32 protein-coding genes and 1 pseudogene are annotated in these 25,782 nt (G+C 36.7%); 10 read left to right on the top strand and 23 right to left on the bottom strand.

Annotation, left to right across the window (positions count from 1 at the left end):
- Nucleotides 1–7: 7 nt before the first annotated feature.
- Nucleotides 8–364: a hypothetical protein gene (locus GJU32_RS06160; RefSeq protein WP_155591059.1), complete on the bottom strand. Its 357-nt coding sequence runs from the start codon at nt 362–364 to the stop codon at nt 8–10.
- 106 nt (nt 365–470) lie between these two features.
- Between GJU32_RS06160 and GJU32_RS06155 the strand changes: the two are divergent.
- A pseudogene (locus tag GJU32_RS06155) lies at nt 471–800 on the top strand (DUF6176 family protein).
- Between the two features lie 135 nt (nt 801–935).
- On the top strand, nt 936–1,346 hold the full coding sequence (locus GJU32_RS06150) for a DUF4275 family protein (protein WP_155591058.1): 411 nt from the start codon (nt 936–938) through the stop codon (nt 1,344–1,346).
- 50 nt (nt 1,347–1,396) lie between these two features.
- Here the strand turns inward: GJU32_RS06150 and GJU32_RS06145 are convergent, their stop codons facing one another.
- Both GJU32_RS06145 and GJU32_RS06140 read right to left on the bottom strand, forming a co-directional pair.
- Nucleotides 1,397–1,600 (bottom strand): transcription initiation factor TFIIIB, encoded by a 204-nt coding sequence (locus GJU32_RS06145; RefSeq protein WP_155591057.1) that lies wholly within the window; start codon nt 1,598–1,600, stop codon nt 1,397–1,399.
- A 66-nt stretch (nt 1,601–1,666) separates the two neighbouring features.
- Nucleotides 1,667–2,137 carry a hypothetical protein gene (locus GJU32_RS06140; RefSeq protein WP_155591056.1) on the bottom strand — a complete coding sequence of 157 codons (471 nt, stop codon included), beginning with the start codon at nt 2,135–2,137 and terminating at the stop codon, nt 1,667–1,669.
- A 131-nt stretch (nt 2,138–2,268) separates the two neighbouring features.
- Between GJU32_RS06140 and GJU32_RS06135 the strand changes: the two genes are divergently transcribed.
- Complete coding sequence (locus tag GJU32_RS06135; RefSeq protein WP_155591055.1) at nt 2,269–2,748, top strand: DUF6530 family protein; 480 nt, start codon at nt 2,269–2,271, stop codon at nt 2,746–2,748.
- Nucleotides 2,749–2,768: 20 nt separating this feature from the next.
- Nucleotides 2,769–4,145, top strand: a complete 1,377-nt coding sequence (locus GJU32_RS06130; protein WP_155591054.1) for an MATE family efflux transporter — start codon at nt 2,769–2,771, stop codon at nt 4,143–4,145.
- A 211-nt stretch (nt 4,146–4,356) separates the two neighbouring features.
- Here GJU32_RS06130 and GJU32_RS06125 read toward each other — a convergent pair whose 3' ends face one another.
- From GJU32_RS06125 to GJU32_RS06110, 4 genes are all read right to left on the bottom strand, one after another.
- Nucleotides 4,357–4,632, bottom strand: a complete 276-nt coding sequence (locus GJU32_RS06125; RefSeq protein ID WP_155591053.1) for a hypothetical protein — start codon at nt 4,630–4,632, stop codon at nt 4,357–4,359.
- A 101-nt stretch (nt 4,633–4,733) separates the two neighbouring features.
- Nucleotides 4,734–5,531 (bottom strand): PhzF family phenazine biosynthesis protein, encoded by a 798-nt coding sequence (locus GJU32_RS06120; RefSeq protein ID WP_155591052.1) that lies wholly within the window; start codon nt 5,529–5,531, stop codon nt 4,734–4,736.
- Between the two features lie 282 nt (nt 5,532–5,813).
- A complete protein-coding gene (locus GJU32_RS06115) occupies nt 5,814–6,338 on the bottom strand; it encodes a GNAT family N-acetyltransferase (protein ID WP_155591051.1) in 525 nt (174 codons plus the stop codon).
- 269 nt (nt 6,339–6,607) lie between these two features.
- Nucleotides 6,608–7,645: a serine hydrolase domain-containing protein gene (locus GJU32_RS06110; protein WP_155591050.1), complete on the bottom strand. Its 1,038-nt coding sequence runs from the start codon at nt 7,643–7,645 to the stop codon at nt 6,608–6,610.
- 173 nt (nt 7,646–7,818) lie between these two features.
- Between GJU32_RS06110 and GJU32_RS06105 the strand changes: the two genes are divergently transcribed.
- Complete coding sequence (locus tag GJU32_RS06105; RefSeq protein WP_155591049.1) at nt 7,819–8,520, top strand: DUF421 domain-containing protein; 702 nt, start codon at nt 7,819–7,821, stop codon at nt 8,518–8,520.
- A 97-nt stretch (nt 8,521–8,617) separates the two neighbouring features.
- On the opposite strand, the gene GJU32_RS06100 is transcribed toward GJU32_RS06105, so the two are convergent.
- The 4 genes from GJU32_RS06100 to GJU32_RS06085 all read right to left on the bottom strand — a co-directional run bounded on the left by GJU32_RS06100 (nt 8,618) and on the right by GJU32_RS06085 (nt 10,887).
- Nucleotides 8,618–9,268, bottom strand: a complete 651-nt coding sequence (locus GJU32_RS06100; protein WP_155591048.1) for a DUF2306 domain-containing protein — start codon at nt 9,266–9,268, stop codon at nt 8,618–8,620.
- Nucleotides 9,269–9,360: 92 nt separating this feature from the next.
- On the bottom strand, nt 9,361–9,789 hold the full coding sequence (locus tag GJU32_RS06095; protein WP_155591047.1) for a GNAT family N-acetyltransferase: 429 nt from the start codon (nt 9,787–9,789) through the stop codon (nt 9,361–9,363).
- Between the two features lie 195 nt (nt 9,790–9,984).
- Complete coding sequence (locus GJU32_RS06090) at nt 9,985–10,485, bottom strand: NUDIX hydrolase (RefSeq protein WP_155591046.1); 501 nt, start codon at nt 10,483–10,485, stop codon at nt 9,985–9,987.
- Between the two features lie 15 nt (nt 10,486–10,500).
- The gene (locus GJU32_RS06085; RefSeq protein WP_155591045.1) at nt 10,501–10,887 is read right to left on the bottom strand and encodes a hypothetical protein; all 387 of its coding nucleotides are present in this window, start codon (nt 10,885–10,887) and stop codon (nt 10,501–10,503) included.
- 87 nt (nt 10,888–10,974) lie between these two features.
- Here GJU32_RS06085 and GJU32_RS06080 point away from each other — a divergent pair, with 87 nt between their 5' ends.
- Complete coding sequence (locus tag GJU32_RS06080) at nt 10,975–11,226, top strand: DUF3923 family protein (RefSeq protein ID WP_155591044.1); 252 nt, start codon at nt 10,975–10,977, stop codon at nt 11,224–11,226.
- 161 nt (nt 11,227–11,387) lie between these two features.
- On the opposite strand, the gene GJU32_RS06075 is transcribed toward GJU32_RS06080, so the two are convergent.
- The 3 genes from GJU32_RS06075 to GJU32_RS06065 all read right to left on the bottom strand — a co-directional run bounded on the left by GJU32_RS06075 (nt 11,388) and on the right by GJU32_RS06065 (nt 14,886).
- Nucleotides 11,388–12,035: a hypothetical protein gene (locus GJU32_RS06075; protein ID WP_230874958.1), complete on the bottom strand. Its 648-nt coding sequence runs from the start codon at nt 12,033–12,035 to the stop codon at nt 11,388–11,390.
- A 165-nt stretch (nt 12,036–12,200) separates the two neighbouring features.
- Entirely contained in the window at nt 12,201–13,169 is a 969-nt protein-coding gene (locus GJU32_RS06070; RefSeq protein ID WP_155591043.1) for an ABC transporter substrate-binding protein, read from the bottom strand.
- A gap of 118 nt (nt 13,170–13,287) precedes the next feature.
- Nucleotides 13,288–14,886 (bottom strand): helix-turn-helix domain-containing protein, encoded by a 1,599-nt coding sequence (locus tag GJU32_RS06065; protein ID WP_155591042.1) that lies wholly within the window; start codon nt 14,884–14,886, stop codon nt 13,288–13,290.
- A gap of 340 nt (nt 14,887–15,226) precedes the next feature.
- Between GJU32_RS06065 and GJU32_RS23105 the strand changes: the two genes are divergently transcribed.
- Nucleotides 15,227–15,457, top strand: a complete 231-nt coding sequence (locus tag GJU32_RS23105; protein WP_230874957.1) for a hypothetical protein — start codon at nt 15,227–15,229, stop codon at nt 15,455–15,457.
- A 73-nt stretch (nt 15,458–15,530) separates the two neighbouring features.
- On the opposite strand, the gene GJU32_RS06060 is transcribed toward GJU32_RS23105, so the two are convergent.
- Nucleotides 15,531–16,079, bottom strand: coding sequence for a GNAT family N-acetyltransferase (locus tag GJU32_RS06060; protein ID WP_155591041.1), 549 nt, complete (start codon nt 16,077–16,079; stop codon nt 15,531–15,533).
- A gap of 145 nt (nt 16,080–16,224) precedes the next feature.
- A complete protein-coding gene (locus tag GJU32_RS06055) occupies nt 16,225–17,118 on the bottom strand; it encodes a TetR/AcrR family transcriptional regulator (RefSeq protein ID WP_155591040.1) in 894 nt (297 codons plus the stop codon).
- A gap of 441 nt (nt 17,119–17,559) precedes the next feature.
- On the opposite strand from GJU32_RS06055, the gene GJU32_RS06050 reads away from it, so the two are divergent.
- Both GJU32_RS06050 and GJU32_RS06045 read left to right on the top strand, forming a co-directional pair.
- The gene (locus GJU32_RS06050; RefSeq protein WP_420798368.1) at nt 17,560–18,600 is read left to right on the top strand and encodes a beta-propeller fold lactonase family protein; all 1,041 of its coding nucleotides are present in this window, start codon (nt 17,560–17,562) and stop codon (nt 18,598–18,600) included.
- Nucleotides 18,601–18,869: 269 nt separating this feature from the next.
- Entirely contained in the window at nt 18,870–19,352 is a 483-nt protein-coding gene (locus GJU32_RS06045) for a DUF4279 domain-containing protein (protein ID WP_230874956.1), read from the top strand.
- 114 nt (nt 19,353–19,466) lie between these two features.
- Here the strand turns inward: GJU32_RS06045 and deoD are convergent, their stop codons facing one another.
- Both deoD and GJU32_RS06035 read right to left on the bottom strand, forming a co-directional pair.
- A complete protein-coding gene (deoD, locus tag GJU32_RS06040; protein WP_155591038.1) occupies nt 19,467–20,174 on the bottom strand; it encodes a purine-nucleoside phosphorylase in 708 nt (235 codons plus the stop codon).
- Between the two features lie 192 nt (nt 20,175–20,366).
- Nucleotides 20,367–20,585, bottom strand: a complete 219-nt coding sequence (locus tag GJU32_RS06035; RefSeq protein ID WP_155591037.1) for a YozE family protein — start codon at nt 20,583–20,585, stop codon at nt 20,367–20,369.
- A gap of 251 nt (nt 20,586–20,836) precedes the next feature.
- Between GJU32_RS06035 and GJU32_RS06030 the strand changes: the two genes are divergently transcribed.
- Nucleotides 20,837–22,678 (top strand): methyl-accepting chemotaxis protein, encoded by a 1,842-nt coding sequence (locus tag GJU32_RS06030; RefSeq protein WP_155591036.1) that lies wholly within the window; start codon nt 20,837–20,839, stop codon nt 22,676–22,678.
- A 401-nt stretch (nt 22,679–23,079) separates the two neighbouring features.
- On the opposite strand, the gene GJU32_RS06025 is transcribed toward GJU32_RS06030, so the two are convergent.
- From GJU32_RS06025 to GJU32_RS06005, 5 genes are read right to left on the bottom strand one after another with little or no spacing between them, the layout of a single operon-like run.
- The gene (locus GJU32_RS06025; RefSeq protein ID WP_196426610.1) at nt 23,080–23,256 is read right to left on the bottom strand and encodes a hypothetical protein; all 177 of its coding nucleotides are present in this window, start codon (nt 23,254–23,256) and stop codon (nt 23,080–23,082) included.
- Nucleotides 23,257–23,307: 51 nt separating this feature from the next.
- Nucleotides 23,308–23,736 carry a peptide-methionine (R)-S-oxide reductase MsrB gene (gene msrB, locus GJU32_RS06020; RefSeq protein WP_155591034.1) on the bottom strand — a complete coding sequence of 143 codons (429 nt, stop codon included), beginning with the start codon at nt 23,734–23,736 and terminating at the stop codon, nt 23,308–23,310.
- Entirely contained in the window at nt 23,729–24,262 is a 534-nt protein-coding gene (gene msrA / locus GJU32_RS06015) for a peptide-methionine (S)-S-oxide reductase MsrA (protein ID WP_155591033.1), read from the bottom strand. Before msrA ends, msrB begins: the two co-directional genes overlap by 8 nt.
- A gap of 12 nt (nt 24,263–24,274) precedes the next feature.
- A complete protein-coding gene (locus GJU32_RS06010) occupies nt 24,275–24,856 on the bottom strand; it encodes a YpmS family protein (protein WP_155591032.1) in 582 nt (193 codons plus the stop codon).
- 4 nt (nt 24,857–24,860) lie between these two features.
- Entirely contained in the window at nt 24,861–25,772 is a 912-nt protein-coding gene (locus GJU32_RS06005; protein WP_230874955.1) for a GDSL-type esterase/lipase family protein, read from the bottom strand.
- Nucleotides 25,773–25,782 lie beyond the last annotated feature (10 nt).

Here is a 25,782-nt window from a genome sequence, read left to right as displayed (position 1 = left end):
CGGCCTCTCAATCAGTAAGTTTCTTTTTATTCGCATATCTTCTTGCAAAGGTTGAAGGCTTATAGTGTACGATGTATGTCCCTGCAAGTTCTTCCCTCACTAGCTCCGTTAACTGCATGCCTTGCTGATTAAATTTATCTTCCAATTCAACACCATTGGGGAAAATGGCGGTGTCGTTACCCCAGTCAATCCATTCTCCGTACTGTCGAATCCATGTCTCTAATTGCTGTTTTAATTGATTAGATATTGGGACCTCTTCAATATTCAAATTACAAAAACAGCGATGACACCAAATTGGGTCCGCTCCAATATCTCCTTCAACTCTTAATTGATTTGTAATTTTCGATTGACATCCACATTCCATTGCTAAACAACTCCTTTCAAACATGCATACTAAACATAATCACCTTCCAATAATATACTATTTATGCTACGATTTCTATTATGGTAAAAAAATCAAGAGGTTTATAATGCAAGTAGAATGTACACGTTATCGCGTAAAGCAAGGAAAATCAGTGCAGGTTGATAAGTGGTTAACATTTCTAAATGACAACATGCAGGATGTGTTAGTAACCGTGGAAGGTGAAAAAATGTATGTTGAAACTATTTTTAGAGAAGTTATAAATGAAGATGAATATTTATATTAGTATTGTGTTCATGATATGGAAGAGTCTAGGTATTGGATTGATAAAAAAAATCTAGCATATTGGGATGAGTGCATAGATAAAAGCTATCGACCAGTTGATTTAAAAACGGAAGTCATTATGATTTCTCAAAAAGGTAGAGCTGTAATGAAATAGCTTAAACTAAATACAAATAGCCAAGACACACCGTCTCGATGAGTCCTGGTCATTGTACTCTTACTTATTTCATTGCTAATTGAGACTTAAAATTCAGGCATACATTATCTTATACACAGGAAGGTTTGAATACAAATGGCCTTTAGGGAAGAACTGCAAGTCCAAATCTATCTCCATAAGGGTGTGGAATACCGGGAACTATGGGAAAATACATTCGCACATCATTTATCCGAACGCGACAAAGACAAACTATATTTAGATCATTTTTTATGGCATTTATGTAGCTGGGGTGCAACCGATTGTGTCACAAGAGAAGAAGCCATTCAACAGTTTCATCAACAGCCTAAAAGTAAATGCGTCATTTTTTATCAATTCATTGATGAGGCTTATATTGTAGAAGATGCAACCACCTTAATGATCAATGATTTACCCCATATTCCGTTTGATATGCAGAAGGGCGATTTATATGTAATGTCTATCGAAAGGACATGGTCATTCATGCTCACACATGAAGAATCATGTGGTCCTTACTTTATTCTGCGATAATGTTAGGCTCATGCAACCATCCAATAAAAAGTGGTTTCTTATTATTTTGTTCATTTTATCGTCTTTATAAAACTATGTGGGTCTTCTACATAGCTTCCGAGGACCCAACCACAATCCGTACAGATTAAATGGACCAACGAGCTGCCAAATCCTAATTTCTTATAAGGCGTAACAGTTGAATAACCTGATTGTTTTCCTTTACCAATAGCTGTACCTCCACATTGACTGCAAACTAACTCTTTGTTCAATTCCATCGTAACCCCCGTTTCTTGTACTTAATAGCATATACGATAATTATACCCTTATTTCAGTATATTGGTTTAATTTCCCCATTTTTTACGAACAGATGTGAGCAATACAAAAATCACAATAAATATAGCAATTACCCCTAATGCTTTATACAAAAAAGCGGTATAGTCTTTTGGGCTTTGATATCCATATTCCCCTTCCCTCACTGCTTTAAAATATTGCCCATTGTCCACTTGTATTGCTATCGCAACATCTGTAGGTATGCCCTGGATGGAAAAATATTTTGTCCCTTTTGGGTAGGCATTTGAAAAATTACCCTCTAACTGCTTCATATCTGAATATTTTGTAACTACTCCAATTTCTTTTTCAATTGTTGTCACTTCCTCTTCAATTACTTCATACATATAACCATCCCAAACAACAAAAGGATACGCCCAGCTCGTTGCAAAAGCCTTCATAGGAAATAAGATCATCACTAACATAACTAAAACTATTCGTTTCTGTTTTCTCATGCTAATCCCCCTTTCAACACCTTTTACCATTAGACCTGCCACTAAAAAAAAAAGTTACATGCTCCAACTATTTCGATTGACTTATTTTTACATCAATGATAAATTTACTAAAGCAGTAATTTACTAAATTACTAAATCTGAATAACAAGGAGTACTTACACATGAAAATCCCAACACATTTAAAACATAAACCTGTAATCGTTGCAGAAAACTATGCAAATATTGATGGGCGTACAGCTTATCAAACAGACGCACAAGGGCTTTCACTTGGCTTGGCGCAATGGAATGATAGAGGAAAAGTTGATATTTCAGCGAAGGTGTGGCGACATACTGGTGGGAAATGGTCACGTCAATCAGAGGAACTTCCATTGCATCGCGTTCTTGACCTGGCCATTTTAGTGTGTGAAACGCAACTTTATTTTAAGGAGGCATACCGCCACGAGCATTTATATGATGAACAAAACCCAGTTATTAATCGTGTAGGCTTACAGGGAGATGCAATGACTGTAGAAGTTTGTACAGAAAATGAACAGATAAAAGAGGATATACAGCTCTTTCAACAGGCTTTAACTAATGATGGTGAGTTAATGGGTGAACGCCTAAGCACATTATCACGAATCTTAAAAGAAATGGGTTATTAAAACCCAAGAGGATCTTACCTATGAATGAACAGATGTTACAGGATGATAAAAAGCTTCGAAAAGCATTTTTTAGTTTCTTAATTCCGGTTATGCTAGCAAACGTGCTACAATCCGTCGGCCAAGTTTTTGCTATGTTTATCGTCGGGCGCAATTTAGGTGTCGACGCTTTAGCTGCGATTTCAGCCTTCTTCCCATTTTTCTTCTTTTTAATGGCCTTTGCAATTGGTATTGGCTCTGGTAGCTCCATTTTAGTTGGGCAAACATTTGGGGCAGGTAATCATGCAAAGATGAAAGAGGTTGTTGGGGTAACCTTAGCCTTCACAACGATTTTATCCATTATCGTTGCAATCTTCGGTGGTTTTTTCATTGAGTGGATTTTACGCTTTATGCAAACACCCGCAAATATTTTAGACATGAGTATTAGCTATGCACAAATTTTATTCTTCACGTTACCGATCATGTTTTGGTATATGGTCTATACAACCTTTATGCGTGGAGTAGGTGATTCAAAAACACCTTTTCTATTTTTAGTCATCAGTGTCGTTTTAAATATCGCTTTCCTTCCGCCTTTAGTATTTGGTTGGCTCGGACTACCAGCATTTGGTTTAAATGGTGCTGCCTATGCTTCTGTCTTATCAAACTTAGTGACAATGATTTTGTTATTGGCTTATTTGCATAAAACAAAGCATTTACTTCGTTTAGACAAATCTATCTTACAGCATTTTAAATTAAAGAAAGATATATTAGCATCCTTATTAAAGCTAGCGATTCCAGCAAGTATTAGTATGGTTGCCATCTCTGTTGCAGAAATTGCTGTGATTGGTTTTGTGAACGTCTATGGATCTAATGCCACTGCTGCATATGGCGTTGTCAATCAGGTGGCTAGCTATGCGCAAGTGCCAGCAATGAGTATTGCCATTGCCACATCTGTTTTCGTAGCACAGGCTTTAGGTGCGAATTCTACCGAAATGATTAAAAAAATTCGTCAAATGGGTGTGCGTATTAATTATCTTTTAGGTGGAGCAATCATTGTCATTATGTATCTATTTGCGGAGCCAATTTTGGCTTTCTTTATCGATTCACATGATACTGTGCTCATCGCAAAGAATTATTTATATATTGCCTTTTGGAGCTATTTAATTTTCGGACATACACAAACCGTTTCCGCTACTATGCGTGCAACTGGTGTCGTGTTATGGCCAACCATCTTCTTAGTCTTGACAATTTGGGTGGTCGAAGTGCCATTGGCTTTCCTATTATCTCACCATACGTCACTAGAATTAAACGGTGTTTGGTTAGCTTACCCAATTACCTTCTGCGTGCATTTCATTATGCAATATGCTTACTTCAAGCTAGGCTGGCAAAAGCGAACATTAAAAGCGATGCTTAGCGAATAAACGAATGAGGACATGCAACAAGCGCATGTCCTTTTTTCGTACAACAAAATGACCAGGTACTCAGAAATTGAGCCCTGGTCATTTTGTGAAAAGCGAATTTTACTACTAATGCTTTAGTTTTTTGTATTCTACTAATAGAGTAGTCGTTTATCATTTAGAAAGGTTACAGCAAAAAATAAAAAATTTTCCTAGTACTCCCCTGCTGGAAGTGCTAGGCATAGTAAGGCGATAAAAATAACAGCAAATACGTATTTACATTAAAATATGGATGATTAACATGAATGGTTAGACCCGAGGTGATGTCTAAGAGATATTGTTGATCCGCATAGCCGTATCGTTTGATCAACGTTTCTTCTATCACTCCTCTATTTTTTGCAAGCGCCATTCTTTGATAAACAGTACCTGCAATAAGATGAAAGAGGTAAGAACTAGCCCAATGATAATTGAACGTTTCTGTAAAACATAATAGCGAAAAATTCTTTGCCATACCAAAACCATGATGAAAAATATAGGACGAAAACATTTAAACTACTTACAAATAATAATAATTTTGTAACCTTCAAAACATCCTCTCCTCATGAACAGCTTTTAGACGCTTAACTTTCCATTCAATACTAGAATCGCTGAGCCAGCAATTTCAACTGTTTCATGTTTAGGTGTTACATATACGATCCCACCTCGTTTGGAAAGCTGCTTGCTGACAAGTTGATGTTTCGATAATTTTTGACTCCAATAAGGACCTAGTGCACCATGACTAGAACCATTAACATGATCTTCGTCAATTCCTTGTGCTGGAGAAAAAAAGCGAGATACAATATCGATGCCTTCTTCATTCGATTGACTTGTGATACATATCCCTCGTACGGGAAAGTCCTTCATGGCAGAAAAATTGGGTTCGAAGTGTGCAATAAGATCTTCGTTGCTTAACTCTACAATATAATCCAATTCGGTTTTCCCTACATAGATTGGTTTGCTTCCAATCCATTCTTCCAAAGCTTGCGTGCATTCAATTTCATCAATTTGGTATTGTTTAATGGCAATTTCAACTCGACCATGCTCCCACTTCGCATGCAAATGACCACTTGCCGTTTGAAATAGAATCGAGTGATTTCTAGGAACAATGCCCTGCTGCCAAAGCACAAAGGCACTTGCTATCGTTCCGTGACCACATATAGGAATTTCGATTTCTGGTGTAAACCATTTGAGAGAATAAGCATCATCCTTAATTTTTGTAACAAAGGCCGTTGTAGGAACAGGAATCTCCCTAGCAATCTTTTGCATTATCCCCTCCGACATGGCTGAATCTATTAGACATACTGCTGCTGGATTACCTTTATACAGCTCTTTAGTAAATGTGTTAATGATAAAATATGAAATACTAGTCATCGTTCTCCCCCCTTGGCTAATCATACCTTAAACACGCCATTTTTGGTTATGTTTTTCCAAATCCAAATGACGCTCCTAACTCTTTATAAAAAACATCTATTGTCTAAGCTAACACTTTAAAAAATAACTGCAGAGCAATTTGAGTGGAGAAACGATGAAAACAAACTTCAAATTTTAATCATACTATTACAGAAATGAAAAAAGAAATCCAGGTCGAAAAACATGTATAGAAAAAGCAAAAACCAAGTACCACGTTTTGGGGACCTGATTTTTAAGTATGCTTTATTTTATAAGCGAATAAATATATGTATCATGTGGAACATTATTTTGATGCATATATTTTTTTAAAAGGCCTTCTTTTTCAAAGCCTATTTTTTGTAATAGTCGGTTAGAAGCATCATTCTCAGTAAAAACGATCGCACCGATACGTAATAGTTCCATCTCTTCAAAGCCATATGAAATGACACAGTTAACAGCTTCCATTGCATAGCCTTTACCCCAGTACTCAGGAAAAAGTGCGTAGCTGATTTCAGCTTTTTTATGTTCAGTTGACCATTCTTGAAAACCAATTGTGCCAATAATCTCTTCCTGTCCCTTTAATGTAATACCCCATTTAATTCCACATTTTTCTATAAAATTGTTTGAAAAAATTTTTATGATTTGTTGTACTTGTCCTAAACTGGTTAATGGCTGTTGCCCATAATGACGCAAAACCTCTGGGTTCGAAAAACAAGTGAGAAGAGCTTGTGCATCATTACCTGACAATTCTCTTAATACTAATCGTTCCGTTAGTAAAATAGGAAACATATCTTACCTCTTCTATAATTTTTTTAATAATCAAATTTTACAGTTGGAAATGGCTGATGACAATATTAATTTGCATTATTGATAAAAGAAGTTGAAAGGGGGAACGCCGTGCATGTTCATTTGTTTGCGCATTCTGGACTTGAATAGATTACCCCACTTTCCTATGGGCTGGTTTTATGGATAAGCAGCAATTGGTAGTTACGCTTCATTAAAAACATCTTATATTAAACAAAAGTACACCGCTCCTTAGGTTGATTTAATTCCGATTTTTACAAGTTTTGCATTCTTGCTAATTCCTCCTCTATTCCTTTCATTATGTCAAAAGCTCCATTTGATTTATTTGAGCAAACAACAACTTTGATGGAGGAGTCTGGATAATACGCTGAGTGGAAGCACACACCGGGATCGTACCCCATCACATGATATTTTAGAATAGATTGCTCGCTGTTTTTCTTCATCCATACACCATACCCGTAACAACCACTTTCATTCACTTCTACTTGAGGCAATAGCAGTTGATTTGTTAAAACTTCATTTAACAGTTCAAAGTTCATCAATGCATGCCATAACTTGGCCATATCATTCACTGTTACAAATGCTCCCCCATCAGAACCACCCTTTACAGGTAATGAATAGATATTTGTTTTCCATGTCCCATCTTGGTTGTCTATGTAACCTAGTGCCGTATTAGATGGAAGAGAGTCCAATGAGAAATAGCCAGATTCTGTCATATTAGCTTGATCAAATATATATCGTTGAATGTAATCGGAAAATAACATACCAGAAGCATGTTCGACAATTAACCCCAATAAAATATACCCAGCATTGTTATAATGAAATTGATTGCCTACTTTATATTTCATTGCACGATTCTGAAATAACGGCAAGAAATCACTCAATTTCCGAAGCTGATACATCGGATTGTCAATCCATAACTCTTCAAAATTTTCCATTTCCTCCTCATCAAAATAATCCGGTATTCCCGAAGTATGCGTTAACAAATGAAAAATCGTTACTTGCTCATCAAATTGTTTAAAATGATGATTCAGGCATTCACTTAATTTAGTGTCTAAAGTAAGCTTTCCTTTTTCTATAAGCTGACAAATGGCAATAGCCGTAAAGAGTTTACAGCCAGAGGCAATACCAAAACGAGTCTTTGCATTATTCTCGATTTGTTCTGAGCGATTAGCATAACCAAAACTTTGATTGACCAAGGCAACCTTCTCTTGATTTTCCACTAGTACCGTACCTGAGAAATCCATCTTCTGTTGAATTTCCATTACGATATTTTGTAATTTTGTATTCATAGCTATTCTCCTGATTTTCTTAAAATTTCTAAATAATAACTCTTCTATTCTAACAATATCGATTTACTAGCATTTTCACAAGCCTATTTTATTTCCAGTTGTTCGATTTGATCTGAATAGCTGCATAATCGTGTGTGGTAAGGAGACAATAAGAAAAAAGAGGATGTGTCATCGTGGATTTCTTTCACAGTCAAGAATCACTTACTGCCATTCAATGGGTTCTTAGAGCCATTATAGCCTTCTTCTTCTTACTCTTTATGACAAAAATTATGGGGCAGCGTTCTATTTCACAACTAAGTTTACTGGACTTTGCTATGGCCATTACGCTTGGTAATATTATCGCCCATCCCTTATCTGATGAAGGATTAGGCATGAAGGGTTCCATGATTACGATGTCCGTTTTAGTTTTTTTATATCTCATCGGTGTTTTTTTGAGTCTAAAATGGGTATCGTTAAGACATTTTCTAGACTCCCCTCCGATTCCGCTTATTAAAAACGGGAAAATTATTAACGCAAACTTACGGAAAGCTAGGATCTCCGTAGATTTTCTTTTATCCGAATTAAGAAAGGAAAAAATAGAAGAGGTTCAACATGTAGCGCTTGCCTTATGGGAACCAGATGGCTCTATTTCCAGTTTTTTACAGACACAATATCAAACACCAACACGAGCAGACTTGAATGTAAAATCTGAACCCTTTTTTCTACCCACCGTCCTTATAAAAGAAGGAAAAATTGATTACCATGAGTTAAATAAAACGATGTTTGCGGATGATTGGTTGAAAGATCAACTGACATCAACATATAACGTCACTATAGAAGATGTCCTATTAGCAACAATCGATCAACATAATAAATTACAAGTATTTCTTTACTAATATAGGAATTCATCTAACCTCATCTTCATGTGTGTAAAGCTAAATTAGCTTTACACCTCCAAACGTGAAGTCCAACTGAATACTATTTTAGGGCAAGTCATGTAATCTTCGTTAGCCCTCGATCATCTGTAACATGAAGCTTAAGCTGTATATACCATTCAATTACAATTAAATTCGGTACCCAACATAACCAGGCGATGATGGCATAACTATATTGGAAATTTTCAAAACCAAACAATACTGTAAACAAAGGGAGCCACATTCGCAATGTCACAGCTGCAAAGGTTAACGCATAATTTCGAAGCATCCACTTTTGATGACCCTGGATGTTTCTTTGTTTTATTTTAGCCAGTGCCTGAAACATGGTGATGATCCAAAATATAGATAATAAAGCGAAACCTAGTTGTGACACCCATCCCCCGGTTGCGTTGAATGCTAGATAAAGTCCTGCAGCACCACCAAACAAAATACTAACGATATAAACTTTTCCCAACCTTCTATGACGTTTCACATTTTGCTCTCTTAGCTTTGAGGACAAGGTAAATGGACCGATAACTAAAGCTAATACACCAAAGAGTATATGAATATATAGCATGATATACCAAAATGAATTCAATGTGGCACTGAGCATGAGTTTTAATTGAACAAACCCTGCCTGTTGTGCATCGAAAACAAAATATTGAACTATCGAATAGCCTGCTATTAACAATGCCAAGCCGCTTACGATTAACCATATTTTCTTTTTCATTATTGTAGCTCCTTTTTTTCTAGCGTAACATTTAAATTCACCTCATTTTCACATAAAGGACTAAGTGGTCGTAAAATGAAGACAAGTTGATGTTATAGGTCATTGACAGTACTTCGACAGTTTAATAAACAAGCAAAACGCTCTACCCCTGGGTATTTTTCTCCTAAACTCGTAATGTGAAACCCTAAATTTTTATAAAAGATCACAGCATCTTGATCCGTTTCAGCATAAATAGAAGACAATGAATAGTGCTCTTCAATATACCGAATCATGTCACGTCCAATGCCTTGACCGCGGTATTTTAGCGATACAGCAATATGTTTAATTTCACAGTGTTTTGCATCTCCCTTTGCTATTCCGATACACCCGACAACATCTTGATCTATGTAATAGCCATATAACTCTCTATCTGGGGATTCAATATACAATTGATATTCCCTTTCCACTTTCTTTTCTGAAGTGGCGTAGGATAATAATGTTTTCACTTCGGGTTGAATCAAGCTAGTTTGAATCATTTTCATTGAACTCCACCTTTCTATCATTTATTCCCATAAATTGAAATTTCGAGGATTGTTGAAAAATTGTAGCCAAATCAAATCAGTACATAGATTTTTCTTAAAAGGCTAAAAAACTAATTAATCCTATTTCCAATTGCGAGCAATGCTGTCAGTTTGCTACAATTTGTACCCGTTATTTTAATAGACTCATCATCATCATCACGGCATGACCTCATTGTTAAAAATTGATTTAAAATAACTAAGAGTTGGCACTATGTCATTAGTGGTAAACATTTTTTCAATCTCTGACTTTGTTATCCATTTAATATCTATCACTTCGTCCTCTTGAAGAACAGTTTCTGTAATGTCAAAGCTTTGGTCAAATAGCCAAACATCATAAAAATCATGGAACATATCTCTACGCTCACTCTTTAGCAATTTCCCACTTGACCTCAATAAATCTATTCCAATTTCTTCTTTCACTTCACGTATAGCTCCATCAAGGCTACTTTCACCAGCTAATATAGAACCACCTGGACATTCCCATAAATGAGGATAATGCTTATCTTTATGTCTCTTAGTTAACAGAAACTCACCTTTTTTATTGCTGATCCATACGTGAACTACGATATGGTAGTTTCCAGCTGCTAATGCTGTTCCTCTTATATGACGCTTATTTGTTTTATTTCGATTTTTATCATATATATCCCATGCTTCCATAAAACACCTCATTCCTCATGATTGAAATTGAATAGGGACTTTAACAAGAACATATTGCTTTGTCCACATTTCCGTAGTGACAATTAAACGTTCGCCATTCTTTTCAAAAAATAGACCACTTCCTTCTTTCTCAATATATTCCCAACCATTATTTCCAATTAATTGTTTTATGTTATCATCAACCTGTTGTATGCCCACTACTGAAAATTTCGTTATGTACCAAGTTGCGTTACGATCTTTTGAAAGCTCCACTAAATCATGGTTTGATGCATTTATTGTTTGAATTGCTTCCTTTGGGGATATGGAGTCTATTGGGAGAGAAGGATAGTACAATTTATTACTATAAATAAAAATTGTACTAACTGTAAAGAAAGCCATTATTAGTAAGGTTAATTTTTTCATTTTCTCATTTCGCCTTTCTTAAAATTATTCTAAACTAATTAAAATTTTATATAATATGATATTATTGTAATAAATGTAAATTCAATAATGGATAGAAAGAGGGTGTTTAATCTGAAAATTAAAATATGGTGGTTGATAAATATTGTCTGGTTACTCTTATTTGCTGCTAGTGCAGTATTTATTGGTGTAAGGAAAGTCGATGCAGCGGGAGCAGTGCAAACGCCTGAAATTAAAATGCTATCATTTGGCGTTTTAGGTGTTGTATTCCTTTTTGTTGTTATCTTTCAATTAATCCAACTGATTTTTATATATTTTATAAATAGAAAGAGAATTCAATAATGCTCTTACCTGGTTTTTAAACTGGGACTAGCCCAACATTTACTTTCTAGTGGCAGATAGATGTTGGGTTTGCCCCATTAGACATGACTAAAGTGGATCGATAAAGAAATAGCTTTATGTATTGGAACGAATTCAGATGACATTTAAACATACTTAATTCTTTAGAATTCTTCATGATTAACTTCTTCAACAATAACTTCTGTTCCATCTTCCTTTACTGTCTTAACTGTTGCATCTTGAACAGGACTAATGGCGTACCAAAATCGTTTATTATCTTTAATGGAAATGATCTTTGCCAACTCATCACCCGCATAAACCTTTACAATCGATTTGTCATCAATGGTACCGGAATAGATAAAAGGTTCACTATTCATGGAAGACCATTTTACAGGTGAATTCCATTCGGCTCCCCTAGTTTGTTGCCATTCCCACTGATTATTTTCTTTTTCAAAGTAAGCTATATATATTTTTTCTTCTTGATCTTTATATTCTGTGAAAATTGCGATGGCATCTTCTCCATGAACAATATCTAATTCTTTTTGAACAAGGGAATACGAATAATTTTTTTCACCCATATGCATTTCTTTCATTTGTTGTTGAAAAAAATGTTCAAATTTTTCTTCATCTGAACATCCTATAAAAAAACTAGACAGCATAATAAACCTATCATTAAATTTCTTTTCAATTTTTCTTCCCCTTAATCCATTCTCGCTCTCCTTAAAAATCCCATTCAAACTCTCTTGCTTTAAGTACGAAACCTTTAAAACCTTGTATAGCTGAGTTACAACTAAACTTGTGTTAGTGTTCAATATTAAACAAATTTTAAAGAACTACAACTACCACTTATTTCTTTAACTTAATCATACCTCAAATCCAATTTTTAGGATATATTTTCCCGTTTTATTGTATCTAAACGTGTTAAACGTTTTCAAACAACAATGAAGACCACCCTTTACGGAGTGGTCTTCAAAAGATCATTGTTTATTGCTCAGCATTTTAACTACTTCTTTAATTTGCAGCTCTAATGATATTGGGTCATTGCCCCAGAATAATTCTGGGTCAAGCTTGTACACTCGGTCATTCTTCACTGCATCCAGTGACTTCCAAAGTCCTTCGCTCTCACCCCATACTTCTGAAATCAAATCACCCTGATCGATGAAAATATAGTCGCCAGCATACTCAGGGATAACCTCATACGAAATTTGTCGATAGGCCTCTTTGCCAATCATTTCTTTCTCCTGTTTCGCTGGTGGCTTTAGTTGAAGATGTTTATAAATGGCTTCACCGCCCCTATAGCCTCCGTCACCGTAAATATAAAATCCTTTATCTACTACAAAAACGCCCATAAGTGCAAATGTGTCGTCGGGGTTAATAATATCCGCAAGCTGTGCTCGGGCTTCTTCGGCTGTCCTATCCAATTTAGCAATCCATTGCTCCGCTTCATCCTTTTTGTCCAAAGCATCGCCCAAAAGACGCATTGTTTCATAAATATCACCTGTCGAGCTATAAGGGATCGCGAGCGTTGGTGCAATTTTCTCATACTGCTGAAGAATCTTTTCATCACTCACCCAAGTAATGATTAAATCTGGTTTTAGCTGAACAATTGTCTCCAATGATCTCTCTCCAGTTGATTCAATTCCATCAATCTGATCTTTAATTACCTTGTTCTCTAAATCCCATTGTGTGGAACCGATTGGCTTGACACCTAGCACTAGCAGCTCTGGTAAATAGCCATCCGTCACAATACGCTTTGGATGACTTGGCATTTCAAGATCACCACGTTGCGTTTTGATTATTTTTGTAGCTGATTCTGATGTTTCAGCTGTTGTGGAAGCATCCTGATTTGAATTGGATTTAGTGCTGTCATTAGCATTGCCACAAGCCGTAAGTATGGCGATTAAAGCAAGAAATACTATTGGTTTTAAAATCTTATGTAAGTACAAGATTGTACCTCCTTATTTGATAATGATTATCATTCGCGACGATAAGTTCATTATAAAGACAGTCTTGTACAAGGACAACGCCTATAAATTGGATGTTGCATAGGGAAAATTGTTGGATTCAGCTTTGGTCAATTAACAAATTTACCATTACAGATAGTTGAAGCTCCAAGGAGAGGCCATCATCAAACCAAAACTCATGTAGCTTAAGTAAGTGCAGTTGGCAGCCTTGTTCATACACTAATCGTTGCCAAACGGACCGCTGCATCAACTTTGCACGGAAAGATTCCGTATCATCAGTTGGCACAATCAAAAACATGTGATTTGCCGAGTACAGTAGTAAGTCCTGCTCTTTGACTTTAAGATGTTTTCCAGTCTGGAGTACCTCCTGTTGAATGCGTTGAGGTGCCCGAAGTCCCAAAAGCTGATTTAAAGTATATGCGGAGCGAACGGATAAATAAGGAATCAGCCATAAATTATCATGACCTAATTCAAAGATACCTGCTGTAGCGCCCGACTCTAGAATGGGCGTGATGACTTTTCTTGCTTCCATGGCTGATTGCTGTAACTTCGCAATCCAATGCTCAGCCTCTTTTGTTCGCCCAAGCAGTGTACCAAGCAGTCGTACTTCTTCAAGCTTGTCTAAATGCCCCCAAGGAATCGTCAGAACAGGGGCAATTTGTTCGAGTGCTTTCAGTATCTCAGGGTAATTATATAAATAAGTTGGTGCCACAATTAACTCTGGATCTAGGTGTCTTATCACTTCGACTTGATCAAAAGACTCGATCTCCACAATATGCGGCAATCGGTTGTGCAACAGTTGGGATGATTGCAGCAACTCTCGTGTAGTAGCAAGGGGCTGAATTCCCAATGCCAGTAATGCCCCAAGAAATTGTATACTGACAATACGATTAGTATGCCTCCTCTTGCGAAAATTGCTAGGTGAAAGGTGAACATACTTGGTGAACGTTTTCCCTAAATATGAGCCGTCCGCAAATCCTGTTTTCAATGCAATATCATGCAATTTGTCATTTGTTGCGAGGAGCATAAGTTTTGCTTGGTCAATCCGAATTTGATTGACATACTCAGCAAAGCTCCACCCTGTTTCCTTCTTAAACAATGAGGAGAAATAGCTTTCGTTAAAACCAGTCATGTTGGCCATAAATGATCGCGTTAGCGGTGCTTCAAAATGTTGTTTAATATATGTAACAGCCTGCTGTATAGCTTGATCGTTCGTCATAAAACTGATATCGATACTCTTTCGTTCAAAAATAGTATCGAGTAACTCGTGCAGACGCAGATGGAGCTTAGGAGCAGCATTTAGTTTCTGCGTCTGATGAAACTGCTCCATCAAATTTTTCAGCAGCCCTTCCGCATACCGAGGAAATTCCATGATCTGCCCATGCGCAGGCAAATGCGTTGTATCAGCTACGTATAGTAGCGTGTCATTTTCCCGTTTAGCCAACTGATAGCTATTAAATGAAACGCTGTAAACAGGAGCAAATCCTTCGCTATTACTTGGAACCATATAGATGTTGTACTCCGGGTGCAAAAGCAAGACAAATTGTCCTTTTCCTATTCGACAAGTACGTTTTTCTGCTCGGATGGTGATCGGTTGGGTAGGGATGACAATAACAGGAAACGGACCTGTCAGCTTAACAGGGCTAATCGTTCCTTCGTCGGCTAGTAGCCTTGTATCTAGAAGCTCATATGTTAGCATTTACTCGATCCTCCTCTATTTTAAAATTTAGCAAAACAATTTCTTGCTATATCCGTCGTGTTTGAAAATATCTACGATGTTGCTCAAGACAGCAAGTCAGCCTCAAGTTGAATAGTATTTAAAAACAATTAAACTGTAATCTACCATAAAAAACAAAATCAAAAGGCTATTAAAACGGCTCAGCTCTCGTCATACTTGGACATATGCCTTTGACCAAACAGCTTATTCATTTTTGAACTCACCTTTTTAAAGAATGGAGGGTTCCATTGGCTATTGGATTAGTTTTATTTGTATTGTCCCTAGCAGCAACTTTTTTTTAAGTCATGGCAAATCGAATAAAATGAAATACATCATTTGGGGAATAACGATTTTGTTCATCATCTCGCCTTTATTGTCATGGGTTGTTTCTATTCTATATGGGATACATAAAGGCGATGGATTTGCGGCAGTCGCACTATTGATGGTCATGTCCCCGTTTCTATTTCTAGTCGGACTTGTCACTCTTCTACTAGGCGTTTTCAAAAAAGTGAATACTTCCTATGCCCTACCATATAAAACAATAATCAGATAGACTATGTATTTTTCCACATCAAATAAAGACCACCCTTCATGGTATGGTCTTTATAATTTTTAACAAACTTTGCCTACAAAACGTCTTCAGACTCCTTCTTATTCCGTAAAACTGTTATAAAACCATCTAATATATCATGACTAACATAAAATCCTTTACGTTTATAGAATTCCAAGGCATTTTCATTGCCATTGGACACATAGATAAAATGGTCTTCCACATCATCAAATTGTTTCAGCCACTGCATCGACATATTAAAAAGCGTAGAGCCTACCCCATATTGTCTGTACGCTTCTTTGATAAAAAATTGAGATAAGCAGCCTACATTATCTTTGCTAACCGAAGATAAGTTAAAAAAAGTAGCAAAATGATTTGAATATGCTTCTTTAGGAGAAATATTTGAATATGCATAACCAACTACCTTATTATCGTCTTTAGCAACTACAATATAATTGTAAATCGCACTTTCCATAGAAGGAATCATCCGTGTTTCAAAATTCATGGTGTCAAACAGTTCTGGTTTGACAGTTGCTTTTGATTTCTGAAAAATCATCAGTTCATTACATAAATCTTTACAAATTTCAACTTTGTCATCAGGTATCACTTCATATGTTAAATTCATTGTTATATCTCCATTTCCTGATTAATGAACTACAAAACCTCAGTTAAAAAAAGACAAACGTTAGTTAAATTGCTGGTCGAAAGATAGAAAATATTTTCACTATAATTATATAGACAATTGATAAATACTTAAAACATACCTCGAACTATGCTTTGTTTTGCATTTTAATATAGAGCCAGAAAAGATTGGCTATTTCATCTGCTTCATATTTATATCTAGTTTCTAAAAAAGAATGACGAAATGGTTCTATGATGATTTCTAAAACGCTAATTCGCGGGTTTTCCATAGTAACTTCTTCCAAAAGAAATGTGGCTAATTCTACCGATTTTTGTTGAGGTTCAACAACCACTATTTTTTCACAAAAAATCCCCAATTTCTCTTGTATCATTTCTTTTGTTACTATCTTGTACTCTAATTCAATTTCTAACAAGTTCATATATCTGGGTTCCAAAAATACTTCTCCACACTTAATCATTTCAGGAAGAAGATTCTCTACAAACATTAAAGATCTCCAGACTGATTTTTTTATATCTACCATCTTATTTGTTGCGAAATTCCAATAAAAAGTTAAATATTGAAATAAACCAAAAAATATAACAGCACATTCATAATAATAGGGTTTTCCAACCTCCCCAAAAATATCAAAAAATCTATTTTTTAGCCATGCAATTTCATGAAAACGATGATAAGCAAGAATTTTTTGTAACTCTTCATCATTTAAAAAAGCTATTTCTCGAAATAAAGGCATTAAGTTATATTTTTCCTTTACTGTTAGTGAAGCAGTTAATTGTTCAACTAAAACCTCTATATCATTCATTTTCTTGCCAATTAAGATTTCCTCTTTTAAAACATTTCTTTCTTGACGATTTTGTTCTAATACCGCAGTAAGACATTCATTTTTAGATGAAAAATACTTATAAAATGTCCCTTTTGAAATATTTGCATTATCTAAAATATCTTGAACTGATGTATTTTGAAAACCTTTTTCAGTAAATAATTGTATAGTCGATTCTATTACTACTTGTTTACGATCCTTCATACATTTCTCCTAAAATACATTTCATTTAATAATGAACATCGTTTTATATTAATACAATTATACTAGGAAACCTAAATTACTCAATATATACAAAAATATTGAATGAACGTGACATTCATTGTGCATAATCTCACTCTATTACATTATGTAACGTACTATTTCATTCCCTGCGTCATTCTACGGAGATTTTACATAAAAAACTGCTGTTAATATGGAAATTAATATCCACATTTAGCTAATTTCGGACAAGATACTCCCTCTTTTACATTTATCATTTCATAAGAACTCTTGGAAGAATCACCACTTACCCGATAACAATGTTAGGAAATCAGTATAGATAACCACTCGATTCTTTTCAGTACTAGTTGGTTTAGGTAATCGTACAAAAAGCATAATTCTTTACGCATAAAGTATTAATATATGACGGAAAGGATGTCCAGTGTGCGGAAAAAACATTATTATTTTAAGAAGATTAAGTTTAAATCAAATCCAAGTTGTCACTGTCATTGCTGTGGTTTTTGTTGTCCTTGTCGTTGTAAGCTACCATTTATACCTGTACCACCAACGCCAGCTTGTCATTATTTAGTGTACGTTACAGACGCTGGTCAGGAAGCTACTCCTGATAATAGAGTATCCGTGGTTGATACCGCCACAAATACTATTGTCGCTACCATTCCAGTAGGACTTGCTCCTCTTGAAGTAGCGATTACTCCAAACGGAGCGTTTGGCTATGTTCCAGCTCTCTTCTCCGACAATGTAACGGTATTTAGTACTGCAACAAACACTCCGATCGCTACCATTATGGTAGGAGATAGACCTCTCGGTGTAGCCATTTCACCCAATGGAACACTAGCGTATGTATCCAATCATGGATCTAACACTGTATCCGTCATCAATACGGCTACAAATATGGTAACTGCTACTATTTCAGTAGGAATGCAACCTCAGGGGATAGCTTTTACGCCTAATGGCGCATTTGCTTATGTTGCAAACGAAAATTCAGGTGCAGTATCTGTCATAAATACAGCAACTAATTTAGTCGTTGCTACCATCACTGTAGGAACTCGTCCAAGATCAATCGTTTTCACACCAAGCGGACAATTTGCTTACGTTACAAATCAAGATAGTGACAATGTATCTGTCATTAATGCAGCTACGAATATGGTAGTTAATACAATCACTGTGGGAACAGGACCTGTTGGAACGGCAATTACACCTAATGGCGCACTTGTTTATATTGTAAATAAAGGCAGTAATACAGTATCTGTTATAAATACAGCGACTAATACGGTGACTGCTACAATCCCTGTAGGATTATCTCCTGACCAAGTAACCATCTTGCCTGATGGAACACTTGCATATGTCACAAATCAAGCTGACAATACGGTGTCTGTCATCAATATAGCAACCAATATGGTAGTAGCTACAATCCCAGGATTTAACGGCCCAACAGGTATAAAAACCGGAACAATCTGCAATTAAAATTCTAAGGTATTCCCTTCTTAAACTCTTTTAAGAGCATGCTCCCCTATTGGTTTTTAATTTCCTATGGATACTTGATACTTGTCCTATTTCAAGTATCTATAGGTTTTATGTAAGTTACTGCTTATATTAGTCAGCGGTTTGTGCTAATACATAATCTCATCGGTTGTTCATTTACCATTTCTTTACCATCCTACACTGTACTCTGTTATAATCTCTTTATTTAATCACTTTTAATGTTAGATAAGAAAAGAGATGGGGACAAAATGATGAAGACGACACAATATGCATATCTGCTGATTAGTGGTAATGATGATTTTTCATTGGAAGTTGTAACACAACGGTTAGGTATCCTACCGACAGCAACTTGGAAAATTGGTGACAGCGTTCAGCCAAACAATCCAAGGAACCTTTTAGAACATTCTTATACTGGTTGGAAATATGAGTCAGCAGCACTAGAAACCCTCGAAACACAAGAAGTATTACACCCCTTACTTGAGGTCTTTCAATCCAAGATAGATATCATTAACCAATTAAAAGAAGAATTAACTTTAGATGTCCAAATGGAATTAGTTATCCAAATATATGATGGTCATACACCAGGATTAGTTATTTATCCAGCGTTTAGTAAATTTTTATCTGAAATAAACGCTTTTTTAGATATTGATATGTATGCCTATTCATATGATGAACCTTATCGAAACAACACGCATCACATTAAGGGAAGCACAAGTAAGTGTCCTTTTCATTAATTTGAAGTAAATAAAAAAGCCCGTTAGGCTCTGATTTATTCAGTCACCTAACAGGCAAGACATTAAAGGTTAGTCCCTTTGAAATTTATTTCAAACGCCAACCCCTTAACATACTTAGTCTTGAATCGCTGCGTCTAATGCTACCACGATCATGTCATTGAATGTCGTTTGACGTTCTTCTGAAGTTGTTACTTCGCCAGTTAAAATGTGGTCACTTACTGTTAGAACAGCAAGTGCTTTACGGCCGAATTTTGCAGCTAATGTGTAAAGAGCAGCTGCTTCCATTTCTACAGCTAGAACACCGTATTTTGCTAATTTTTCGTTTTGGTGCTCGTCTGAATAGAATAGATCTGCTGTGAAGATATTCCCTACTTGTAAGTTAAGACCCGCATCTTTTCCTGCGTTGTAAGCTTTTAATAATAGGTCAAAGTCAGCGATTGGTGCGAAGTCGATAGCACCGCCCCAAATGATTTGGTTCATACGTGTGTCAGAAGTTGCTGCTTGCGCTAAGATTACGTCACGCACTTTTACGTCTTTTTGAATTGCACCACAAGTTCCAACACGAATTAATTTTTGAACATCATATTCTTGCATTAATTCTGTTGCATAGATGGAAATAGATGGCACACCCATACCAGTTCCTTGTACAGAAATACGTTTGCCTTTATACGTACCTGTATAACCAAACATGTTACGTACTTCGTTATAACAAGTTACATCTTCTAAAAATGTTTCGGCAATGTATTTTGCACGTAGTGGATCTCCTGGAAGTAAAATTGTGTCAGCAATTTCACCTTTTTTTGCATTAATATGAACACTCATACTGCAATCCCTCTTTTCTGTCAGTTATCACTATAAATAATACTGTGTTTCTGTCATTTTCGCAATGCTAGACGTCTAGCAACCTAAAAATTTTTATCTTGATTCAGCGGTTGTCACAAATCAACACGACGGAGGTCAGTTAGCCTTGCCAAAGGACGCGACCCGTCAGCTCGAATGATGATTGTTAAACAATTAAGCTTGATCCTCATAAAGCGCCCACAAAGTATCAAAGACCCCGATTGTTAAGTTTTCCGTAGCGTAGGATTCAATATAGTCAGACAGCTCATTAAAGTCTGAGCTTTGTTTTGGAAAATTATGCTCATGAAACACTTCTTCTGCAAAGCGTACCTTAGCGTCAGACCAATCGCCACCACGAAATGTAAGGACATATAAATAAAAACTTTTTTTCATCAAACAATTTCCCCTTTTTATAACAATTACTTTTCGCTAGTGTATCAAAAAAATTAGTATTCGTCATAATTTCCACTACTAAGATATTTTACCTACTTGTGTTTTTAGAACTATTTCCTTGGACAATCCTGACTTTTGTCACAGTTATTTTTTTCTGAAAAATTTAAATTTTTAGAAATAATAATAGAAATATCTAGTAAAATAAGATAAAATTGAAATCGATTATTCAAAAAAATAGGAAGGTGATGGCGATGAAAAATACTAAAAAAACTCGTAATACAGCGAAAAAACGCCTGTCTCTCTTTACTTTTAGCTTTTTTAAGAGAAAGAAAGCTTCAAAACAAGAGCAACCCAGGAACAATCCCCCTCCTATTAAAGAAAAACGACAACGTTTTTACCATTTAATTCGGGGCAAAGTGCTTATTATGTTTGCACTTCTTATTGTGATTAATGGTATTATGGGTATATTGTCGTACGTCAATATACAGAATTTACAGCGGGAAATGGAAGACTTCACGAAGAAAAACGTCCAAGAGCAACTAACGGTCAATCAACTTGCGTATGAGATTGCCAGACTAACAAATTTAGAGCAATCTTATTTAATTACAGGTAATGGCATTTATTCTACTTCTTATCATTTAAAAATTGATACCATTAATAAAAAGCTGGCTGCATTAAAAGAACAATTTCAGGATCGACAAGTAGAACTTGGTCATATGCAGGCCATCGAACAATATTATAAAAATTACCTTGATTATTCAGATAAGGTCATGACGATGCGAGATGAACTTGGTCTTGAGCAGGCTCGCAAGTTAATGATGGGTGCTACTGGGGAAACAATGAAAACGCACATTGATAATAATATTGAAACCATCAATACGGTAATGGATAAGTCGAATAAAACAAAATTGGACAAGCTTAATCAACAGGTAAATATTTCGATTACTACGTTCTTTATCGTGTCGATCGTCGGCTTTTTAGCTATCGTGATTTTTGGCTATATGCTCTTTAAATCATTAAAACGTAATACACAGGCAATTAATGACTCCATCCTTGATATTGCGCAAGCAGGTGGCGATTTGACGAGACGAGTAAAAGTACGTAATCATGATGAATTTTCGATCATTGCAGCATCTACAAATACCTTAATCGAATCGATTGCTAATTTAATCCGACGTGTAAGTGAACTGGCAGATCATGTGTCAGGCAGTAGTCAGGAGCTGATGTCGTTAGCAGATGAAAATGCTCGTACAATTCAGGATATTGCAGATGCAACAGCTGATATTGCAAGTGATAGTGATAATACGATTTCGAGTATGAATAGCGCCCAGCAAAAAATGAGCGATTTAGAGCATTCTATGCATCAATTAAACGAACAAGCAAGTGCTGTACATCGCGCCTCTGTCGCCATGCAACAAGCAGCCGATGAAGGTAGCCGTTCTGTGGAACAATCCTCACTTGTTATGCAATCCATAGAAGAAACAATGGCTTCCACGACATCAACGGTGGAAGCGTTAGGTCGTAAATCTGCCGACATTACTTCCATTATTGGCACGATCACTGCTATTTCTGAGCAAACGAATCTATTAGCTTTAAACGCAGCCATTGAAGCGGCACGAGCTGGTGAGCATGGACGAGGTTTTGCGGTTGTAGCGGATGAGGTTCGTAAACTAGCTGAGCAATCACAAAGTGCAGCGAAAGAAGTAACAGCCATTGTCACGTCAATCCAAAATGAAGTCACATCGATTATTACCCAAAATCATGAAGGTGTCACGACCGTCATCCGAGGCGTGGAAGTGACAAACGAAACGAACCAATCATTAGCCAATATTTTATCGCATACTGAGGAAACAACAACAATTATCGCAGCCATGGTAGATAAAATATCGACTACCCTTGACTATAGCAACGCAGTAGCCAGTGACTTCGTTCATGTCAATGCCTATGCAGAGCAATCTGCAGCCAACACAGTGACATCAGCCGCAGCTGCAACACAGGGCTCTGCATCCATGCAGGAAATCAATGCAGCCGCTACAGAACTTGCACAACAAGCAGATAGTCTACGAAATCTAGTGAGTGAGTTTAAAGTGTAAACCATTTGAAGGGGGAACCAACATTTTGTTGATTGTTGATTCCTCTTTCATTTTGTGGAGCTCATTTGAAGGTTCGATCACTCAAATGATTCGATTCTCAATTTCGTGGGGCTATCCTTCGCTTTGAGAGTTCTATCCACCACTTTGCTGATTCTATCCTTCAATTTGAGGGTTCTATCCTTCATTCTGCTGATTCTACCCTCTATTTGTAGGGCTATCCTTCGCTTTGTGAGCTCTATCCATCACTTTGTTGATTCTATCCTTCAATTTGAGGGTTCTATCCTTCATTCTACTGATTCTCTCCTCTATTTGTGGGGCTATCCACCACTTTATGAGTTCTATCCATCACTTTGTTGATTCTATCCTTCAATTTGAGAATGCTATCCTACAATCCACTGATTCTACCCTCTATTTGTGGGGCTATCCACCACTTTATGAGTTCTATCCATCGCTTTGTGAGTTCTATCCATCGCTTTGATAGTTCTATCCACCATTTTGTTGATTCTATCCATCACTTTGAGAATTCTATCCACCACTTTATGAGTTCTATCCTTCACTTTGCAAGTTCTATCCGGCACTTCAAGCTTAATCTAAAAATCCTAGCAAGAATTATCCTGCTAGGATTTTTATTATTTAAATAATGACAAATACTCGCCGTAGCCTTCTTTTTCTAAATCTTTTTTTGCTACAAATCGTAGTGCTGCTGAGTTAATGCAGTAGCGTAAGCCTCCTAGATCGCTTGGCCCGTCTGGGAAGACATGTCCTAAGTGGGAATCTGCATCTTTACTGCGTACCTCTACACGACGCATGCCGTGGGATGTATCGAAATGCTCGGTCACTTCTTCTTTTTCAACTGGCTTTGCGAAAGCTGGCCAGCCACAACCTGAGTTGAATTTATCTAAAGAGCTGAATAATGGTTTTCCAGAGACAATATCTACATAGAGGCCCTCTTCAAAATGGTCATCGAACTCATTGCGGAATGGTGGCTCTGTGCCATTTTCCTGTGTCACATAATATTGCATATCTGTTAGTTCTTTTACACGTTGTTCTTTATTCATGTTGGTTCCCCCAGTGATGCTCCTGAAACGCTCTGCGACCTGATCCAATCGAATAGCGTTCATAGTGCATTGGATTTTTCTTATAATAATGTTGATGATAATCCTCAGCCGGATAAAACGTACTAGCTGGTAAGATTTTTACCTTGATTGGTTTATCAAACTTCCCAGACGTTTCTAAATCTGCTTTAGAACGCTCGGCTAACTCGTTTTGTTCTTCGTTATGATAATATATGGCCGTTGTATAAGATTCACCACGATCGTAAAATTGGCCCCCTGCATCTGTTGGGTCAATCAATGTCCAATAAATCGCAAGTAATTGCTCATAGCTATAAAGCTCATCATCATAAATAATTTGTACCGCTTCAACATGCCCTGTTGTTTCAGAGCATACTTGTTCATATGTGGGATTGACAACATGTCCACCTGTATAGCCAGATAGCACAGAGTCAATGCCTGGTGTTTCGTCAAAGGGCTTGACCATACACCAAAAACAACCACCTGCAAATGTTGCGAATTGCTTTGCCATTCATTTCACTCCTTATTCACCAGGAACAATAATTTCTAATAATATTTTATCATTTGGTAAATCCAATTCTTTAGCACGGACACGTGATCCTGAAGCGATGTTAATGCGCGATAAATCAATATAAATTTCCGCTTTATTCGGATTCACTGTAATCCATGAGGGGAATTCCACCGAATCGCGCATAATTTTCATGGTCGTCTCTGGTGGAATGTTTAGTAGCCCTACATTCATTCTAGTCTGCTTTAAAATAATATTGCCCTTGTCATCCACAATCGGTTCAAAATTCATGGAAATCGGAACTTCCGTATAAAATGCCGTAAGTGTGCTTCTTAATTGAATATCATCACCAATTGTAAAATCAAGTGGTAAAGGCGAGCCCTTTGCGGCATCCTTTAAATACTTTTTCGATATCGATTCTAATTCCTTTGTTGTAGTTTGCACCACGAGTACATTCCCTTTGCTTTCACTTTCACCTGCTGAACTCTTTGCAACATCGACTCCATCTACTGGTCTAGTTGCTAAAAAAACGACGAGGAGGATTGCAAAAAGCACTGTGCCTGCTAAGGCGAAAAACGCTACTTTCCATTTATTCATTTTGTCACTCCTCGAAGCCTATTGCCTTGTTAATCTTTTTTTCCATTCCACACTGCTCCATCGCTGCTAATATACGCTCTGTCATTTTTTCATATCCCTTTGCATTCGGGTGGAAAAAATCTGTATGATAGACGAGCTCTTCATTTGAATCAAATAAATCTTCTACTGATACATAGCAAGCATTCGAATCCTTGCTCGCTACTTCTTCAATGACATTATTCCATTCTGTGATAATCGTATCAAATTCATTCGCCTCATTGGTTACGATTGAGAATGGATTATAAAAACCAATGAGCAATACGGGCGCTGTCGGATTTTTTGCACGAATGCCTTCTACGATTTTGCTGTAACGTTCTTGATAAGCTCGCAATTCTTTGTCAAAAGCGTCACGCTTCAAATTAAACAAATCCTGCTTGACGACCTTCATGACATCATTGCCACCCATTGTTAATGAAATAAGCTGCGCTTCTTGCAGCTCTTCATCATAATGCCCTTTCTTCACTAATTTTAGTAGTTGATCACTGCGTCTACCACGTTTGCCACGATTGTCGACATCTACCTCCGAAATCGAGGGCCACGAAAGCAATGAATCTGCTAATCTTCCAACATAACCGTCTTGACTATACTCATCACCGACACCATCTGTTAACGAATCCCCCAGTGCCAAGTAATGTAGTTGCTTTGCTTGTTCTTCATCAATTTGCGATAAATCCTCTTTTGATGGCTCAAAAAAATGTTCAAAAATTTGCGTCAACATATTCCTAGAGGGTTTTTCCTCATCCTCTGTTTGTTGCTCATCCTGCGTCATATCTTGCTCCGTTCCTACTTGCTCACCGTCAGGCTCTGCTTGTGGATTCGGTTCATCGATTGATATTGCACAACCACTTAGTACTAAGACGGTCAAACATGACAACATAAATCGCCAA

The sequence above is a fragment of the Lysinibacillus cavernae genome (genome assembly GCF_009724685.1).
Classification (GTDB): domain Bacteria; phylum Bacillota; class Bacilli; order Bacillales_A; family Planococcaceae; genus Lysinibacillus; species Lysinibacillus cavernae.
The sequence above is the reverse complement of the archived record's forward strand: the minus strand, read 5'-3'. Positions and strand labels throughout refer to the sequence as shown.

Excerpts from the sequence above, each read along its gene's own strand:
- GJU32_RS06160 (WP_155591059.1), bottom strand. The coding sequence starts at position 364 with ATGGAATGTGGATGTCAATCGAAAATTACAAATCAATTAAGAGTTGAA.
- GJU32_RS06150 (WP_155591058.1), top strand. The coding sequence starts at position 936 with ATGGCCTTTAGGGAAGAACTGCAAGTCCAAATCTATCTCCATAAGGGT.
- GJU32_RS06145 (WP_155591057.1), bottom strand. The coding sequence starts at position 1,600 with ATGGAATTGAACAAAGAGTTAGTTTGCAGTCAATGTGGAGGTACAGCT.
- GJU32_RS06140 (WP_155591056.1), bottom strand. The coding sequence starts at position 2,137 with ATGGTAAAAGGTGTTGAAAGGGGGATTAGCATGAGAAAACAGAAACGA.
- GJU32_RS06135 (WP_155591055.1), top strand. The coding sequence starts at position 2,269 with ATGAAAATCCCAACACATTTAAAACATAAACCTGTAATCGTTGCAGAA.
- GJU32_RS06130 (WP_155591054.1), top strand. The coding sequence starts at position 2,769 with ATGAATGAACAGATGTTACAGGATGATAAAAAGCTTCGAAAAGCATTT.
- GJU32_RS06125 (WP_155591053.1), bottom strand. The coding sequence starts at position 4,632 with ATGGCAAAGAATTTTTCGCTATTATGTTTTACAGAAACGTTCAATTAT.
- GJU32_RS06120 (WP_155591052.1), bottom strand. The coding sequence starts at position 5,531 with ATGACTAGTATTTCATATTTTATCATTAACACATTTACTAAAGAGCTG.
- GJU32_RS06115 (WP_155591051.1), bottom strand. The coding sequence starts at position 6,338 with ATGTTTCCTATTTTACTAACGGAACGATTAGTATTAAGAGAATTGTCA.
- GJU32_RS06110 (WP_155591050.1), bottom strand. The coding sequence starts at position 7,645 with ATGAATACAAAATTACAAAATATCGTAATGGAAATTCAACAGAAGATG.
- GJU32_RS06100 (WP_155591048.1), bottom strand. The coding sequence starts at position 9,268 with ATGAAAAAGAAAATATGGTTAATCGTAAGCGGCTTGGCATTGTTAATA.
- GJU32_RS06095 (WP_155591047.1), bottom strand. The coding sequence starts at position 9,789 with ATGAAAATGATTCAAACTAGCTTGATTCAACCCGAAGTGAAAACATTA.
- GJU32_RS06090 (WP_155591046.1), bottom strand. The coding sequence starts at position 10,485 with ATGGAAGCATGGGATATATATGATAAAAATCGAAATAAAACAAATAAG.
- GJU32_RS06085 (WP_155591045.1), bottom strand. The coding sequence starts at position 10,887 with ATGAAAAAATTAACCTTACTAATAATGGCTTTCTTTACAGTTAGTACA.
- GJU32_RS06080 (WP_155591044.1), top strand. The coding sequence starts at position 10,975 with ATGGATAGAAAGAGGGTGTTTAATCTGAAAATTAAAATATGGTGGTTG.
- GJU32_RS06065 (WP_155591042.1), bottom strand. The coding sequence starts at position 14,886 with ATGCTAACATATGAGCTTCTAGATACAAGGCTACTAGCCGACGAAGGA.
- GJU32_RS23105 (WP_230874957.1), top strand. The coding sequence starts at position 15,227 with ATGAAATACATCATTTGGGGAATAACGATTTTGTTCATCATCTCGCCT.
- GJU32_RS06060 (WP_155591041.1), bottom strand. The coding sequence starts at position 16,079 with ATGAATTTAACATATGAAGTGATACCTGATGACAAAGTTGAAATTTGT.
- GJU32_RS06055 (WP_155591040.1), bottom strand. The coding sequence starts at position 17,118 with ATGAAGGATCGTAAACAAGTAGTAATAGAATCGACTATACAATTATTT.
- GJU32_RS06045 (WP_230874956.1), top strand. The coding sequence starts at position 18,870 with ATGAAGACGACACAATATGCATATCTGCTGATTAGTGGTAATGATGAT.
- deoD (WP_155591038.1), bottom strand. The coding sequence starts at position 20,174 with ATGAGTGTTCATATTAATGCAAAAAAAGGTGAAATTGCTGACACAATT.
- GJU32_RS06035 (WP_155591037.1), bottom strand. The coding sequence starts at position 20,585 with ATGAAAAAAAGTTTTTATTTATATGTCCTTACATTTCGTGGTGGCGAT.
- GJU32_RS06030 (WP_155591036.1), top strand. The coding sequence starts at position 20,837 with ATGAAAAATACTAAAAAAACTCGTAATACAGCGAAAAAACGCCTGTCT.
- msrB (WP_155591034.1), bottom strand. The coding sequence starts at position 23,736 with ATGAATAAAGAACAACGTGTAAAAGAACTAACAGATATGCAATATTAT.
- msrA (WP_155591033.1), bottom strand. The coding sequence starts at position 24,262 with ATGGCAAAGCAATTCGCAACATTTGCAGGTGGTTGTTTTTGGTGTATG.
- GJU32_RS06010 (WP_155591032.1), bottom strand. The coding sequence starts at position 24,856 with ATGAATAAATGGAAAGTAGCGTTTTTCGCCTTAGCAGGCACAGTGCTT.
- GJU32_RS06005 (WP_230874955.1), bottom strand. The coding sequence starts at position 25,772 with ATGTTGTCATGTTTGACCGTCTTAGTACTAAGTGGTTGTGCAATATCA.